The organism is Spirulina subsalsa CS-330 (genome assembly GCF_028330765.1).
Classification (GTDB): Bacteria; Cyanobacteriota; Cyanobacteriia; order Cyanobacteriales; family Spirulinaceae; genus Spirulina; species Spirulina subsalsa_A.
In genome coordinates this window covers 10993-25778 of sequence record NZ_JAQMTY010000158.1, presented here as the reverse complement: position 1 = coordinate 25778, position 14786 = coordinate 10993, and the positions used below count along the sequence as shown (strand labels likewise).

Below are 14786 nucleotides of genomic sequence, written 5' to 3'. Positions count from 1 at the left end.
TGCGGTGTAGCGATCGCCGTTCAGGCGTTAAGGCTACTTTTTAGTTAGTACTCAGTTACATTCACCCATTGACTGGGTGTAACCGTTCAGGAGGTCTATTGTGGGACGAGCTATCCCGCTAGAGAAAGTTCGTAATATTGGCATTGCCGCGCATATTGATGCGGGCAAAACCACCACGACCGAGCGCATTCTATTCTATTCTGGGATCGTCCATAAGATCGGCGAAGTTCACGATGGCAACGCCGTCACCGACTGGATGGAGCAAGAACGCGAGCGGGGGATTACCATTACCGCTGCGGCGATCAGCACCGACTGGAAAGAGCATCACATCAATATTATCGACACCCCCGGCCACGTGGATTTCACCATTGAGGTGGAACGCTCGATGCGGGTTTTAGATGGGGTGATTGCAGTCTTTTGTTCCGTGGGAGGCGTGCAGCCGCAATCGGAAACCGTTTGGCGACAGGCGGATCGCTACCATGTGCCCCGGATCGTCTTTGTGAATAAGATGGATCGCACGGGCGCGAATTTCTTCAAGGTCTATGAGCAGGTGTGCGATCGCCTCCGCGCCCTAGCCATCCCGATTCAAATTCCCATCGGCAGCGAAAACGACTTTCGTGGCATCGTCGATCTGGTCAAAATGCGGGCCAAACTCTACACCAACGACCTCGGCACCGAAATCGAAGATGTAGACATTCCCGCCGAAGTAGCCACCCTGGCCCAAGAGTACCGCAGCAAGCTCCTTGAAGCCGTCGCCGAAACTGACGAGGTTCTCCTCGAAAAATATCTCGAAACCGAAACCCTCAGCGAAGCCGAAATTCAACAGGCCCTCCGCCAAGGCACTCTCACTGGTGCAATTGTCCCGATGCTCTGCGGCTCGGCCTTTAAAAATAAAGGCATTCAACTGCTCCTCGATGCCGTTGTGGACTATCTGCCTGCGCCCACCGAAGTCCCTGCGATTAAAGGGCTGCTTCCCGATGGCACAGAGGGCGATCGCACCGCTGACGATAACACCCCCCTCGCAGCCCTGGCCTTTAAAGTCGCCGCCGACCCCTTCGGCCGCTTAACCTTCCTGCGCATCTACTCCGGAGTCCTCGCCAAAGGCAGTTACGTCTACAACTCCACCAAAGACAAAAAAGAACGAGTCTCCCGGCTGATCATCCTCAAATCCAACGATCGCATCGAAGTCGAAGAACTCCGCGCCGGTGATCTTGGGGCAGCGATCGGCCTCAAAGACACGATCACCGGCGACACCCTCTGTGACGATGCCCAGCCCATCATTCTGGAATCCCTCTTCATCCCAGAACCGGTCATTTCCGTCGCCGTCGAACCCCAGACGAAGCAGGACATGGAAAAGCTTTCCAAGGCATTGCAAGCCCTTTCCGATGAAGATCCCACCTTTCGGGTCAGAATTGATCCCGAAACCAATCAAACCGTGATTGCAGGGATGGGTGAGCTGCACTTGGAAATTCTTGTTGACCGCATGTTGCGGGAATACAAGGTGGAAGCGAATGTCGGTCAACCCCAAGTGGCTTACCGGGAAACCATTCGCCAAGCAGCCCGTGGCCAAGAAGGCAAATTCATCCGGCAAAGCGGCGGCAAGGGTCAGTATGGTCACGTCGTGATCGACCTCGAACCCGCCGAAGAAGGCAAAGGCTTTGAATTTGTCTCCAAAATTGTCGGGGGAACCATTCCCCGTGAATACATTGCCTCAGTGGAGCAAGGAATCAAAGAATCCTGCGAAACTGGTATCTTGGCCGGGTATCCCCTCATTGATGTCAAAGTCACCCTTGTAGATGGTTCATATCACGACGTGGATTCATCGGAAATGGCCTTCAAAATTGCCGGGTCAATCGGGATGAGGACAGCGGTTAACAACGCCAAGCCCGTCCTGCTTGAACCGATGATGAAGGTCGAAGTGGAAGCCCCCGAAAACTTTTTGGGGGATGTGATGGGTGACCTCAACGCTCGTCGGGGTCAGATTGAGGGGATGAATGCTGACACGGGCATTGCCAAAATTCTCGCCAAAGTTCCCCTTGCGGAAATGTTTGGCTATGCCACAGATATTCGCTCCAAAACCCAAGGACGCGGCATCTTTTCGATGGAGTTCAGCCACTATAGTGAGGTTCCCAACCATGTGGCTGAAGCCATCATTGCTAAAAACAGGGGAACCATTTCATGATGGATACAGGCTAGGGCCGAGGATGGCCAGACAAGAGGTCACGATCGGCCCTAAAATGTGAAATCAGCTCAGGAACGCAAACTTAGAGATAAGGAACGATTAATCAATGGCACGCGCAAAATTTGAACGGAATAAAGACCACGTTAACATCGGCACGATTGGCCACGTTGACCACGGTAAAACCACATTAACCGCTGCAATCACGATGGCACTAGCCGCAACGGGTAAAGCCAAAGCCCGAAACTACGCCGATATCGACGCAGCACCGGAAGAAAAAGCACGGGGGATCACGATCAATACCGCTCACGTGGAATATGAGACAGACAATCGTCACTACGCCCACGTGGACTGTCCTGGACACGCTGACTATGTAAAAAACATGATCACCGGGGCGGCTCAAATGGACGGGGCTGTGTTGGTGGTGTCCGCTGCCGATGGCCCGATGCCCCAAACCCGTGAGCATATTTTGCTAGCGAAGCAAGTGGGGGTTCCTAACTTGGTGGTGTTCTTGAATAAGAAGGACATGGTGGATGACGAAGAATTGCTCGAGTTGGTTGAACTCGAAGTTCGCGAACTGCTCAGCCTCTATGACTTTGACGGTGACAATATTCCCATCGTTTCCGGGTCTGCCCTGAAGGCCGTGGAAGCGTTGACAGCAAACGCCAAACTCGACAAGGGTGAAGATGAGTGGGTGGATCAAATTTTGGCGTTGATGGATGAAGTGGATAGCTATATCCCTTCACCGGAACGGGAAATTGATAAGCCTTTCTTGATGGCGATTGAAGATGTTTTCTCGATCACCGGTCGTGGGACGGTTGCCACGGGTCGGATTGAACGCGGTAAGGTGAAAGTGGGTGAAACCATTGAAATTATCGGGATTCGCGAAACCCGCAGCGCCACGGTGACGGGTGTGGAAATGTTCCAAAAAACCTTGGATGAAGGGATGGCTGGGGACAACGTGGGCATTCTGCTCCGGGGTATCCAGAAAGAAGATATTGAGCGCGGTATGGTGTTGGCGAAGCCCAGCAGCATTACGCCCCACACCAAGTTTGAAGGTGAGGTGTATGTGCTCAAGAAAGAAGAAGGTGGCCGTCACACGCCCTTTTTCTCTGGCTATCGTCCTCAGTTCTATGTGCGGACGACCGACGTGACCGGAACCATTGATGCGTTTACTGCGGATGATGGCAGTGAGGCTGAAATGGTGATGCCGGGCGATCGCATCAAAATGACCGTGACCTTGATTAACGCCGTTGCCGTTGAACAAGGGATGCGCTTCGCAATTCGCGAAGGGGGCCGGACGATCGGCGCTGGTGTGGTGTCTAAGATCCTTGAGTAATCTCGGACGATAATGCAAAAGAGCAGAAAAGTTCAGCTTTTCTGCTCTTTTTGCCCCCTGATTCTATTCTTTTCCTGAACCTTGAAAACTGAACATGGCTACTATCCAACAGCAAAAAATCCGCATCCGCCTCAAAGCCTTTGACCGCCGCCTCCTCGATACCTCCTGCGAAAAGATCGTGGATACCGCGAATCGCACCAACGCCACAGCGATTGGCCCGATTCCCTTGCCCACCAAGCGTCGGATCTATTGTTTGTTGCGATCGCCCCACGTGGATAAGGATTCCCGTGAGCATTTTGAAACCCGCACCCATCGCCGCATTATTGATATCTATCAACCCTCATCGAAGACGATTGATGCCTTAATGAAGCTGGATCTACCGGCTGGGGTTGATATTGAAGTGAAGCTTTAAGCGCTCATTTAAAACCGTCAAATCCCTGGTTGACTGACTTGATCGCCCTCACCCCCAACCCCTCTCCCAGAGGGCGAGGGGAGCCGATCCATTTTTCCAGTTCCCTCTCCCGGAGGGAGAGGGCTAGGGTGAGGGCTTTCCGGGATCTGGCTAATGTTGTCAGTCAACCAGGTCAAATCCTAACGATGACAAAAACAAGAGAGTTGCTCTCTTGTTTTTTTCTGTTCAGAAGATACCCAGGGGCGATCGCCCCCCATCCCTCGGAACCCAGGGGAAATTCTCTAGAATCGGGCTACACTCGTATAAAGATAGAGCGTTGATGGAGAAAAGAGGGGAGATGGTTAATCAACTGTGGAGAGGTGCGATCGCCGGCCTTGCGATCGGGGCAAGCATCAGCAGCATCGCCCCCGTTGCCCATGCCGCCAACCCCTCCCACCTTCAGCAACTGCTCGAAACCAACGAATGCCGCAACTGTGACCTCAGGGAGGCTGACCTCAGCGGCGTTGACCTCCAACGCGCCAAACTCAGCGGCTCCAACCTGATCGAAGCCAACCTCAGCGGGGCGGATCTGCGCTATGCCGACCTCAGCGGGGCCAATCTTACCCTAGCCCGCCTTGACAGTGCTGACCTTGAATTTGCCGTTCTCGACCGCGCCACCCTCTACCGCGCCAGCCTCAACGCGGCTGACTTGAGCGATGCCAGCCTCGTCCGCACCACCCTTACCCATGCCAGTTTGATCAATGCCAATCTCCAAGGCAGCACCCTGACCACCGCCGACCTCAGCGAGGCCAATCTTGAGGCCGCCAACCTCAGCCGCGCCACCTTGATCGAAAGCAACCTCCGCCAAAGCAACCTCAACAATGCGGATCTCTCCCGTAGCCGCCTCAACCAAGCCAACATTAGCCTGGCTAACCTCAGCAATGCAGATCTCTCCCGCGCCACCTTGAGTTATGCTGACCTGACCCGTGCGGTGTTGCTCAATGCTGACCTCAGCAATGCCAATTTAGGCGGGGCGATTCTGCGGGATGCCCAGATGAGCAGCGCCATTTTGCAACAGGCCAACCTGCGCCAGGCGAATCTCCGCAATGTTAATCTGCGCTATGGGGATTTGCGACGGGCGGATCTGAGCTATGGGGATTTGCGAAATGCTAACCTATTTGAAGCGGATCTCGAAAATGCCGACCTGACGGCGGTGGAACTGGGAACCGTGATCCTATGTCGAGCGACGTTACCCGATGCGTCTTTGTCTGACCAAGGCTGTCGGCGACGGGGCGAACTGGAAAATCAGTAGATTGTGTTGGGGGATTTTATGTTTGCAACCTTACGCCAAACGCTGCGCGATCGCACCGCCAAACTCACCCAACGCTTCCGATCCAATGCCGACCCCACCCGATCGGAAGCCCCGGCCAGCCTCGCCCCAGAGCCATCCCCTCCGGCTCAATCCGTTGCCCTGACCCGGCCAAAACCCTGGCAGGCCCTCCGCTCCCGCTGGCAAACCTGGCGCAATGCAGAAGCAGAGGGATCAGACACCACCTTAGAAGATCCATTGGATCAAATTGATCAACAGTTGGAACAGGGCAAAACCGCCAAAATTAAACGCATTTTCCATGACTACATCCGCAAAGCCAAACCGGAAGATGTGGAGCGGATTAACGAAAATATTGGGTCAATGCAGCGCGGCCCGGTAAAGGAAATTTGGTCAAAGGTGGAGGTGTTGGTGCAGTTGGTGCGCGACCCCCAAGCGGCGTGGAAATCGAAAGCGTTGGCGATCGCATCGCTCATCTATTTAATTTCTCCCATTGATGCAATTCCTGATGTGATTCCCATTGGCGGCCTCGTGGATGATGTGGCGCTGATTGTCGTGGTGGTGAGCACCTTAGCGGGTGAAGTGGAAACCTATTTGGTTCGCCAAGCGGAACAAAAAGCCGAAATCGAAATTCGCAAATATAACAACATTGTCCGCATCGCCCTCACCGGCAGCATTTTCGCCGCCCTGATTACCATCGCAGTTAACTACAGCCTCAAACATCTCTAAGCCCTAATTCCTATGCACCCTTACCTGATTTATCGCACTATTTTACTGATTATTTCGGTGTTTGGCGTGGTTAATTTGAGCCGTCAAATCCAACGCCAGCGCGATCGCTACCAAAACCTTCCCCCCGGCATTCAAACCTATTTAAAGGAAAAAGGCTCAACCATTTTCAGCAAACACATCAGCCAACAACGGAGCGCGATCGCCCTCAATGTGTTTCTCCTCATCCTCTTAATTGGCCTCAACGTTTTAAGCTGGGCCTAAGCCCTGGTTGACTGACAAAATTAGCCAGATCCCGGAAAGCCCTCACCCTCTGGGCTACTGCTTATACACAAACTGCTCTTAGCGATGTTCACCTTCTCTCGATCCCCCCTAGCCCCCCTTTTTAAGGGGGGAACGCAAAAAAGTCCCCCTTAAAAAGGGGGATTTAGGGGGATCAAACGCAGACGAGGCCAACATTGGAACGTTATGTATAAGCAGTAGCCCTCCGGGAGAGGGAATTGGGAAAATGGATCGGCTCCCCAGCCCTCTCTAGGGGAGGGAACTGGAAAAATGGACGGCTCCCCTCGCACTCTGGGAGAGGGGTTGGGGGTGAGGGCGATCAAGTCAGTTAACCAGCCCGAAAACCCATCGAGCCAGACCTAGTCCGGCAGGATGACGCGATCGCCCAAAATGTGGGTGGCGTGGATGGCGCGATCGTCCCCAAGGATGATCAAGGAGAAGACTTGATCAGCGATCGCGGTTAAATCCGTGGGGATGGTTTCGGGGTTGCGGAATTGAAGGAGAGGGGTGGCGCGGCGATCGAGGACGATGAAGTCGGCTTCCTTGCCGGGGTTGAAATTGCCGAGGATGGGGTCAAGGTTGAGGGCGTGAGCGCCGCCGAGGGTGGCGAGGTAGAGGGCTTGGAAGGGGGAAAGGGTTTGGCGACGCAGTTGGGCGACTTTGTAGGCTTCGTTGGCGGTTTGGAGGATCGAGAAGCTCGTACCTGCGCCGATGTCCGTGCCGAGGCCGAGTTTCACGGGGCGATCGCGGTGTTTCGCCTGTTCGAGTTTAAACAGACCGCTACCGAGAAACAGGTTCGAGGTGGGACAAAAGGCGATCGCCGCCTCCGTCACCGACAGGCGGGCAAATTCCGCCGGGGTGAGTTGCACCCCATGGGCAAAAATGGAACGAGGCCCCACCAATCCGGCGCGATCGTACACATCTAAATAACCGTCGCGATCGGGGAAAAGCTCCCGCACCCAGGCTACTTCGTCCTCATTTTCCGAGAGGTGGGTATGGAGGTAAACATCGGGAAATTCGGCGAGGAGGCGGCCCGCGACTGCCAATTGTTCCGGGGATGAGGTAATCGCAAAACGGGGCGTGACGGCGTAGAGGAGGCGATCGCGCCCATGCCATTTTGCAATCAGGGCTTTGCTCTCGTGGTAGGCCTGTTCTGGGGTGTCGCGCAAATTCTCCGGGGCATGGCGATCCATCAACACCTTACCGGAAATCATCCGGAGGCGGCGGGCTTGGGCGGCGGTGAAAAAGGCCTCGACGGATTCCGGATGCACCGTGGCGAAAACGAGGGCGGTGGTAGTCCCATGGCGCAGCAGTTCCGTGAGGAAGCGATCGGCCACTTCGGCGGCGTAGGCGGGATCTTTAAATTGGGCTTCGGTGGGGAAGGTGTAGGTATTGAGCCAGGTGAGGAGTTGTTCCCCGTAGGCGGCGATCATTTCCATTTGGGGGAAATGGATGTGGGTATCAATCAGGCCGGGGACGATGAGATGATTGCGGTAGTCGGTGATCGGGAGGTCGGGATATTGGGCGATGATGTCGGCATAGGGGGCGATCGCTTGAATCTTGCCCGCTGCAATCACCAAAACCCCATCGGGGATGTAGCGCACCGACTCCGCGACTTCGTGATAAAAGGGATCAGCAATCAGATCGAGGAGCGCCCCACGGATACCCTGGGGTTGAGTTGCGTTGGTCATGTCCTAAGCCTGCCAGTTTCTCAAATTCTCAGAAATTATAAAGGCGATCGCCCCTGGGCCCATGGGACAATAAACCCGACTTTTGACAGGGGGACAGCAGAATGGCAGATTGGCTCGTGAAATCAGAACCCACGGTGTACAGTATTGATGACTTAGCCCGCGATCGCATCGAGATTTGGGACGGCGTGCGCAATTATCAAGCGCGGAATTTTTTGCGACAGATGCAAGAGGGCGATCGCGTCTTTATTTACCATTCCAACGCCAAACCCCCCGGCCTCGCGGGTCTGGCCGAAGTGGTCGCCGCCAACGTCATCGACCCCACCCAGTTCGACCCCCATAGCCCCTATTACGACCCCAAAGCCACCCCCGACAAACCCCGCTGGTATACCGTCAAACTGGGATATGTGGCGACGTTTGCGGATCTCGTTCCCCTTGACACCTTAAAAGCTACATTTACGCCGGATGAATTCGTCTTAGTGCGGCGGGGGAATCGGCTGTCAGTGATGCCCGTTGAGGGAGCGATCGCCTCCCGTCTCCTCGCCCTTACCACCCTCCGCAAGGAAACTTAATGCCCTCAGCGATCCCCCCAAAAACCGCCGTGCTATAGTTTTAGGCGTGACTCGTTGGGGAAACTCTACATGGCAGCCAGTGATGAATTTCGGCAGTACCTCAAAGAGGGAAAAGTCGTTGATGCGCTAACTCTTGCCCTCGGTGAAGCCATTGAATTAGAAATTACCACCTGGGTATCCACCGATGACAGTGCCGTGCTGGGGGAACCCTCTCCCGGTGCGAGAATGCGGACGCGGATGAACTTGGTGGATGGGGATATTAATAACGAAGTGGGCAGCCAATTTATCGGCAGCGGCCCCTATACGGAACTGCGCGACTTTCACCTCCAGCAAGTTCAAGACGGGCGCGACATTATCAAGCAAAACCTGGAAAGTTTGCAGCAAATGTTTGTCCTCTTGGCGCGTACCGTTGATCGGTTGCCCAAGAACACCCGCAATCCATCCCTACCGCCGCAGTAACCATGCTGGTGAGGCATGATCGACAGTTCAAGCAGAGGATGGAACATGGTCGAATCAGAACAGCAAGGGCGGGAAACCTTTCAGCAGGTGCTCAAAGCCGGGCGACTCCAAGAGGCGTTTTTAATGGCCATGGGCCAAGCGGTGGAGTTGAACATCACCACGGAAGTAATTCCGGCGATCGCTAGTGCTGAGGCGTTGGTGCATGGGTCGGCTCCGGGGTTGTCGGGCGATCGCCTCCATACCCGGATTGATCTGGTGCAGGGGGATATTGAAAATCAGGTGGGCGATCGCTTCCTCACTGACCAGGACTATCACGAACTGCGACAATTTCACCTCGACCAAGTCGCCACCGGCAGCCGTCTCATTCAAAATAACGTGGAAAACTTGAACCGTCTGTTCACCGTCCTCGGTAACATTTTCAACCCCCCACCCCCCGATCCGGCTCCCACCCTTACCCCCCTCGATTCCCCCGACCTTGACCCCTTCACCCATCCCGACCCTGACCCCTACGGTGATGATCCCCTCGCGGCTCCCCTCGATGACAACGACCTCACCGCCGACCTCTGGGCCGATCAACCCGATCTCCAGTGGGATGATCAACCCATCCCCCCCCTCGCTGATCCACCGCTGCCGGATTTGGGGGGCGATCGCGACCCCTTTAGCACCGCCGATGACCTCTGGAATGCCCCACCCTTAAGCTTTCCCACTGACATCACCGCTGCCGCTCCCCTGAACCTTGCCAGCGAACCCGCCTTGATCACGCCTCGCTCTGCACCAGAACCGCCGCCCCTCGACCCCTTCGCCTCGGATCTGCCCAGCCAAACCGATCCCGAAGCCCTCGTTTTCCCGGATCTTGACGCTATTTTTACCGAAACTCCGGTGGCTCCCCTCGAAGTCATCGCCGATGACCCCGACACCGATGCCTTTTTAACTGATTTTGCTAACGAGGGCGAACAGTTGCGCCCGTTCCCCTCCGACTCCGCTCCAGAGGTTACCCCCTCAACGCCGCCACCGGCTGACCCTGAATCCCTGCGGATTGAAGATTGGGATGCGTCCTATCTGTATTTGGATGAAGCCGTGTTGCCCCTGCCGGATGTTTCTCAGGAGGCGATCGCGCCCCATCCCCCAGCCCCGGCTGCGGTCAGGTTTACCGATGGGTTGAATCTCGACGATGACGAAGAGGATTGGGGCGAATTTGTGGAGTTTGTCGAAGATACCGGTGCAGAACCGGAATTGCCGAATCCCACCCTCGATCCATTTCCGAACGCGACGGATTATACTTCGGTGGTCGAAGAAGATTGGGAAGATTATCGGACTGAGGCGGTGTCTCTGCTCCCGCCGGCTGATGGGGCGAGGGATGATCCCGCTCCGGTAGAACCGTGGGGGGACGATGCCGATGATCCAGAGTTTTCAGCAACGGAACAGGTCTGGGCTGTTGATGATGATCAGGGTGCAGGGCTAGAAACCTGGCAACCGGATGATGAGCCTGAACCTTAACGTTAAGGAGAAAAAAATGACGAATCCGAATGGTGCTCCTCTAGACCGACGGCGATCGCGCCGGGCCAACCTGACCACGCCTCCCCTTACCCCAACGCCCACTGTGACTACAAAACAACCCGCCGATCAAGGTCAGAACATTCTCAAGGACTTTGCGCGATCGCTCAGTGAAGTTCTCATTGATATCACGGCCTTAGAAGTGAATACGATGGTGGTGGAGCGGATCACCGGGGATAAGTTCATGCCCTGGGAAATCTATCGCGATCTCTACCGCATTGATGAAAGTTGGCGTTATCGAGACGAACTGCACGAGAGCCTCCGGGGCCGTTATGTGGAATTGCGGCGCAGCCTGGAAATGGAATATGTCCTGCTGATGTGCGATCCGGAATCGGATCTGTTTGACCCCTCCACCCAGGAGCAAACCGCAGTCCAGCAGGAACGATTACGGATTTTGAGTGACCCCAATGCCCCCATTGATGCGCTCCATTCCCAATTGCCCAACCCGTTAAAACCCCATGATCCCAACGAGATGCACCGGGTTCAAGCCCTGCTCAATAATCCGAAATTTTCGCGATCGCTCCGCAAAATGAGCGAACTCAAAGCCGGTCTCGACAACCGCAACCGCTCCCTCCAGCGGATGCAACATCTTCATCCTGACCAAGCCCAAGCCGAGATTATGAATGATGTCAAAACCGATATCATCTACGCCCAAACCATCATCCAACTCGATGGCGACGTGATTAACCGCTACAGCACCGACATCTTCGACCATCCCCACCGTGATCTGATCCTCAACATCCATAGAGAAAGCGTCACCGCCGGCGAACAACAATGGCGTGAACTGCTGGGCTTCATCCTCGATCTCGCCCAAAAAACCTTCGCCCAGTTGGGCAATGCGTTCTCACGGCGTAAATCGCGCTAATGGTACAGCCACAAGAGAACCCAGTGAGCCAAGGGCGATCGCGCCCTCAGCGGCGGCGTGACCTCATGCTTAAATCCGTGGTGCGTTTAGTGAAAGAACGCACCGCCGAGGATAACATTCTCTATCACGGGGTCACGTTTCACCTTGACCCGGTTAATTTACGCTTGATCAGGATGGCTCAGGCACGGGGTCAACGGTTGCTGATTCCGCGTCCCTTTCTCGCCGCGTTGTTGCGCTATGTCCTGGTGGATCATCGCGGCCAATTACAATCGGCGATTAGTTTTGTCACCTTTTATCCGTTGCAATCCTCAGAAGAGGCGGTGTTAAAAACCGTGATTTCCATCGATGGGGACATCATCCATCAAGTCTGTGCAAGCTGCTTGGAGGATAAGATTCTCGCGCTAACCCTCTCGACTGCCCATTATTGGTTGATTCGTCAGTTATTGGGTCGCCTCACCTTTGAACTGACCGCGTTAATGAATCGTATTGCCTGGGGAATTTCCGGGGGAGTGACGACCCTGTATCTGCTGTGGGATGTGCCGGCCTTAATCCAAGGGGATGCGCTGATCTGGGGGCGGAAAGTTGCGATCGCTTGTCTCCTCCCTTGGTGCTCTCAAACCATTCTGCACCGGGGAATACTGCCCAGGCTCGCCCCCCTGATTCGGCAATATATGCTCCGTCGCGTCCTGCAACCCGATCCCACCCGTTAACCCGTCTCACCATTGGGATGATGCCCTATTTGTGGGGATCGCTGCCATAGTTTTAGACCTCAAACGAGTCAGACCATTGATATTTTTGGATTGTGTTTGGGGTGATGCCTGGCAGATCCGCAAGTTGATCAATAGAGGTGAAATCCCCCTGATCTTGCCGTCGTTTTAAAATGGCTTCGGCTTTGCTTTTTCCTAACCCCTTCACTTGGCATAATTCCACCGCTGTAGCGCGGTTGAGGTTGATTTTTGGGGTGGGTTTTGGGGGAGAAGTAGGACGAGGGAAAGAGGGTTTTGAGGTCGATGTGTGGCCAGATGTAGCCGATTGAGCAGTGGGTAAAAAAGGGATCAGCTTGGCAGCGATCGCACCCAACACCCCATCATCTAACGCGATCGGCGGTGGGGTTGTCACCTGATCACGGAGGGCCGCGATCGCTTGGTGGAGGTGCTGATTCTCGTCGCGGAGGGCGGCGAATTGAGCCGCGATCGTGCGCTCAAACTGGGCGAAACGGTGCGTCAGATCCGGTGCGGTGGGAGGGTCTGTAATCACGGCTTCAGGAGCAGGGACAGCCCCGCGAAAAAGCTGCACCTGTGTCAACAAAGCCGCCTCCTGTTCCGGCTCTAGAATAATCGCCTGCACCGTCTCACCCCGTGCTAAATCTAATTCCTTCGCCCGCACCGCTGCATAATATCCCAAGTGATTATCCACCACCTCATAGCTTTGCCAATCTAAACGCCGCAAAATCAGCGGATTAATCAACCCTTCCGCCTGCAAAATTGCCTCAGCCGCCTGATCAATGACCGCTGAAGAAAAGTGCGATCGCGCCACCGCCGACTGAATCCGCTTCACCCCCACTAAACTAATTTTAAGTTTCATCTACGCCAGTTTTCCCATCACTTCAAGGGCCAATGTATTAAACTCCTGCGCTGATTTGGAATTCGGATCATAATCCAACACCGAACGCGGATCAGGCACTTCCCGCCCATCAATCACCCGCACTTGCTCCGCACATTTCGCCAACGGTTCCCGCTCAAAAATAATACTCTCCATCATTTTCAAGCCATAGCGTTCTGTTACCATCTGCATCCGTTTTGGCAAGGTCGAATTCACAAACCGCGCATTGGTCGAAACCTTATTCGCCAAAACTCCCAGTAAATAAATCGGAGCCCGGTTAATATTTTTGCGAAAACTATTCACATCTTTGACTAACCCTTGCACATTCCGTAGTCCTTGATTTGCAAAGGGTTTTAAATCCGACGGGATAATTAAGTAATCCGATGAAATCAACGCATAACGGGCGAACAAATTCAACGATGGCGGCGTATCAATCAACACCACATCATAGTTATCCTGCACATCTTGCAATTTTTGACTGAGAATAAATCGCGCATTTTCTTGACTATTTAACTCATTTTCTGCCCGCATCAAGTCAATATGAGCCGGAACTACATCAATGGGCGGTGTGCAAAAACTAAAGGCGGTTTGGGCTACGGCGGGAATTGGGTAGAGTTCTTCAGAACTTAACACCTGCTGGATATTATTTTCACTGAGGGTCTTACTGAGTGCATCTTCTTCATCGTCAAATTTTGCCAAGCCCACCGCAAAGGTTGTATTGGCTTGACTGTCGAGATCGATGACAAGAACGCGCTGCCCTTGCTTGCTCAACGCAGCCGCGAGATTAACAACGGTGGTGGTTTTACCCACGCCGCCTTTATTGTGATAGATGGCAATAGTGCGCATAGTTTTCGGGATCAATGAAGGTTGAGGATTGAGGGAAACAGAGTAGGTAAACGGTGGCAGAGAATGGGGGGGCGATCGCTTTTTGGGTGGGGGCGGTTTAGCGGGGGCGGGCGATCGCAATTTTCCCATCATCTGCATTTCATCCCGACCAATGATGCTGCGAATTGTCCCCAATTGTGCCTGAACACTAGAACCGCGACATTCAAAAATACGGTGAATGCGATCGCCACTGCGGCTATAAATTTGAAATTCTTTGCCGTTGGTTAGTACCCCATAGGGAATCCAAAGCTGTGTTAAATAATAGGTTAATTTAGCAACAAACGGCCCTAAATGATGGCGGGGGCTTTTCGCTTCGATCAGTAAACTGTAGGGAGACTGATCGTTCAATTGAATCGGTAAAGATTGGGCTGCAAAAATGAGAAAATCAAGGCGAATTTTACCGAGGGTCACTTCTTGATGCCACGCTTCGGGGGCATAACCCAAACTCGGTAGTAGGTATTGAACAATAAACTTACTTTCAACTTCTGTCTCGTTGCGACAGTTTTCTGGGTTAAAAAAGACGGGTAAACCGCCACGATAGGGCATTGCTGTTCCACCATGGACAGGATGATGGGCTGAGGGATAAACCCTAGGGTATCAGACCCGGAGATGCGGAAAAAGCCGGAATGATGCCCAGCGTTACAAATTGAGGCCAAAGGGGCGGGGTAGATATATTTGTACTGAAAAACGGTGGGATAGCCATGGAGGTCGCAGGAGGATCGAGGAGGGATGAAGACGCGATCGCACCCATCGGACGGTGTGAGCGGTATCTGTCCCTATCAAAAATCGCGCCTCCGGAGAGAAGCGCGATCGTACCCTGGGATTAATCCAAGCTCAATCCGTGATTAATCCCTTCAATCAACAGGATCGAAAGCTCGTGCAGCTTGTTCAGAAATCATCACGTCCAGATCAGAAGC

Annotated in this window: 14 protein-coding genes; 11 read left to right on the top strand and 3 right to left on the bottom strand. The window is 54.0% G+C overall.

Annotated elements, in window-relative coordinates; genetic code table 11:
* Positions 1-100 precede the first annotated feature (100 nt).
* The 6 genes from fusA to PN477_RS10635 all read left to right on the top strand — a co-directional run bounded on the left by fusA (position 101) and on the right by PN477_RS10635 (position 6226).
* Positions 101-2182, top strand: coding sequence for an elongation factor G (gene fusA, locus PN477_RS10660; RefSeq protein WP_272120089.1), 2082 nt, complete (start codon positions 101-103; stop codon positions 2180-2182).
* Positions 2183-2288: 106 nt separating this feature from the next.
* Positions 2289-3518 (top strand): elongation factor Tu, encoded by a 1230-nt coding sequence (gene tuf / locus PN477_RS10655; RefSeq protein ID WP_272120087.1) that lies wholly within the window; start codon positions 2289-2291, stop codon positions 3516-3518.
* A 94-nt stretch (positions 3519-3612) separates the two neighbouring features.
* Positions 3613-3930, top strand: coding sequence for a 30S ribosomal protein S10 (gene rpsJ, locus PN477_RS10650; protein WP_058882368.1), 318 nt, complete (start codon positions 3613-3615; stop codon positions 3928-3930).
* 337 nt (positions 3931-4267) lie between these two features.
* On the top strand, positions 4268-5221 hold the full coding sequence (locus PN477_RS10645; protein ID WP_272120085.1) for a pentapeptide repeat-containing protein: 954 nt from the start codon (positions 4268-4270) through the stop codon (positions 5219-5221).
* A gap of 18 nt (positions 5222-5239) precedes the next feature.
* Complete coding sequence (locus PN477_RS10640) at positions 5240-5965, top strand: YkvA family protein (RefSeq protein WP_272120084.1); 726 nt, start codon at positions 5240-5242, stop codon at positions 5963-5965.
* 12 nt (positions 5966-5977) lie between these two features.
* The gene (locus tag PN477_RS10635; RefSeq protein ID WP_272120083.1) at positions 5978-6226 is read left to right on the top strand and encodes a hypothetical protein; all 249 of its coding nucleotides are present in this window, start codon (positions 5978-5980) and stop codon (positions 6224-6226) included.
* A 377-nt stretch (positions 6227-6603) separates the two neighbouring features.
* On the opposite strand, the gene guaD is transcribed toward PN477_RS10635, so the two are convergent.
* Positions 6604-7935, bottom strand: coding sequence for a guanine deaminase (gene guaD / locus PN477_RS10630; RefSeq protein ID WP_272120082.1), 1332 nt, complete (start codon positions 7933-7935; stop codon positions 6604-6606).
* A gap of 101 nt (positions 7936-8036) precedes the next feature.
* Between guaD and PN477_RS10625 the strand changes: the two genes are divergently transcribed.
* The 5 genes from PN477_RS10625 to PN477_RS10605 all read left to right on the top strand — a co-directional run bounded on the left by PN477_RS10625 (position 8037) and on the right by PN477_RS10605 (position 12092).
* Positions 8037-8504 (top strand): EVE domain-containing protein, encoded by a 468-nt coding sequence (locus tag PN477_RS10625; RefSeq protein ID WP_272120081.1) that lies wholly within the window; start codon positions 8037-8039, stop codon positions 8502-8504.
* Positions 8505-8573: 69 nt separating this feature from the next.
* Positions 8574-8963 (top strand): hypothetical protein, encoded by a 390-nt coding sequence (locus tag PN477_RS10620; protein ID WP_272120080.1) that lies wholly within the window; start codon positions 8574-8576, stop codon positions 8961-8963.
* Positions 8964-9008: 45 nt separating this feature from the next.
* The gene (locus PN477_RS10615; protein WP_272120079.1) at positions 9009-10460 is read left to right on the top strand and encodes a hypothetical protein; all 1452 of its coding nucleotides are present in this window, start codon (positions 9009-9011) and stop codon (positions 10458-10460) included.
* 16 nt (positions 10461-10476) lie between these two features.
* Positions 10477-11382, top strand: coding sequence for a hypothetical protein (locus PN477_RS10610; protein ID WP_272120078.1), 906 nt, complete (start codon positions 10477-10479; stop codon positions 11380-11382).
* A complete protein-coding gene (locus PN477_RS10605) occupies positions 11382-12092 on the top strand; it encodes a hypothetical protein (RefSeq protein ID WP_272120077.1) in 711 nt (236 codons plus the stop codon). Before PN477_RS10610 ends, PN477_RS10605 begins: the two co-directional genes overlap by 1 nt.
* A gap of 52 nt (positions 12093-12144) precedes the next feature.
* Here the strand turns inward: PN477_RS10605 and PN477_RS10600 are convergent, their stop codons facing one another.
* Positions 12145-12966 (bottom strand): helix-hairpin-helix domain-containing protein, encoded by an 822-nt coding sequence (locus tag PN477_RS10600; protein ID WP_272120076.1) that lies wholly within the window; start codon positions 12964-12966, stop codon positions 12145-12147.
* Positions 12967-14415 carry an AAA family ATPase gene (locus PN477_RS10595; protein WP_272120075.1) on the bottom strand — a complete coding sequence of 483 codons (1449 nt, stop codon included), beginning with the start codon at positions 14413-14415 and terminating at the stop codon, positions 12967-12969.
* Positions 14416-14786 lie beyond the last annotated feature (371 nt).

What these genes read in the sequence shown, in the direction of transcription:
- tuf (WP_272120087.1), top strand. Translation starts at nt 2,289, where the DNA reads ATGGCACGCGCAAAATTTGAACGGAATAAAGACCACGTTAACATCGGC.
- rpsJ (WP_058882368.1), top strand. Translation starts at nt 3,613, where the DNA reads ATGGCTACTATCCAACAGCAAAAAATCCGCATCCGCCTCAAAGCCTTT.
- PN477_RS10645 (WP_272120085.1), top strand. Translation starts at nt 4,268, where the DNA reads ATGGTTAATCAACTGTGGAGAGGTGCGATCGCCGGCCTTGCGATCGGG.
- PN477_RS10640 (WP_272120084.1), top strand. Translation starts at nt 5,240, where the DNA reads ATGTTTGCAACCTTACGCCAAACGCTGCGCGATCGCACCGCCAAACTC.
- PN477_RS10635 (WP_272120083.1), top strand. Translation starts at nt 5,978, where the DNA reads ATGCACCCTTACCTGATTTATCGCACTATTTTACTGATTATTTCGGTG.
- guaD (WP_272120082.1), bottom strand. Translation starts at nt 7,935, where the DNA reads ATGACCAACGCAACTCAACCCCAGGGTATCCGTGGGGCGCTCCTCGAT.
- PN477_RS10625 (WP_272120081.1), top strand. Translation starts at nt 8,037, where the DNA reads ATGGCAGATTGGCTCGTGAAATCAGAACCCACGGTGTACAGTATTGAT.
- PN477_RS10620 (WP_272120080.1), top strand. Translation starts at nt 8,574, where the DNA reads ATGGCAGCCAGTGATGAATTTCGGCAGTACCTCAAAGAGGGAAAAGTC.
- PN477_RS10615 (WP_272120079.1), top strand. Translation starts at nt 9,009, where the DNA reads ATGGTCGAATCAGAACAGCAAGGGCGGGAAACCTTTCAGCAGGTGCTC.
- PN477_RS10610 (WP_272120078.1), top strand. Translation starts at nt 10,477, where the DNA reads ATGACGAATCCGAATGGTGCTCCTCTAGACCGACGGCGATCGCGCCGG.
- PN477_RS10605 (WP_272120077.1), top strand. Translation starts at nt 11,382, where the DNA reads ATGGTACAGCCACAAGAGAACCCAGTGAGCCAAGGGCGATCGCGCCCT.
- PN477_RS10600 (WP_272120076.1), bottom strand. Translation starts at nt 12,966, where the DNA reads ATGAAACTTAAAATTAGTTTAGTGGGGGTGAAGCGGATTCAGTCGGCG.
- PN477_RS10595 (WP_272120075.1), bottom strand. Translation starts at nt 14,415, where the DNA reads ATGCCCTATCGTGGCGGTTTACCCGTCTTTTTTAACCCAGAAAACTGT.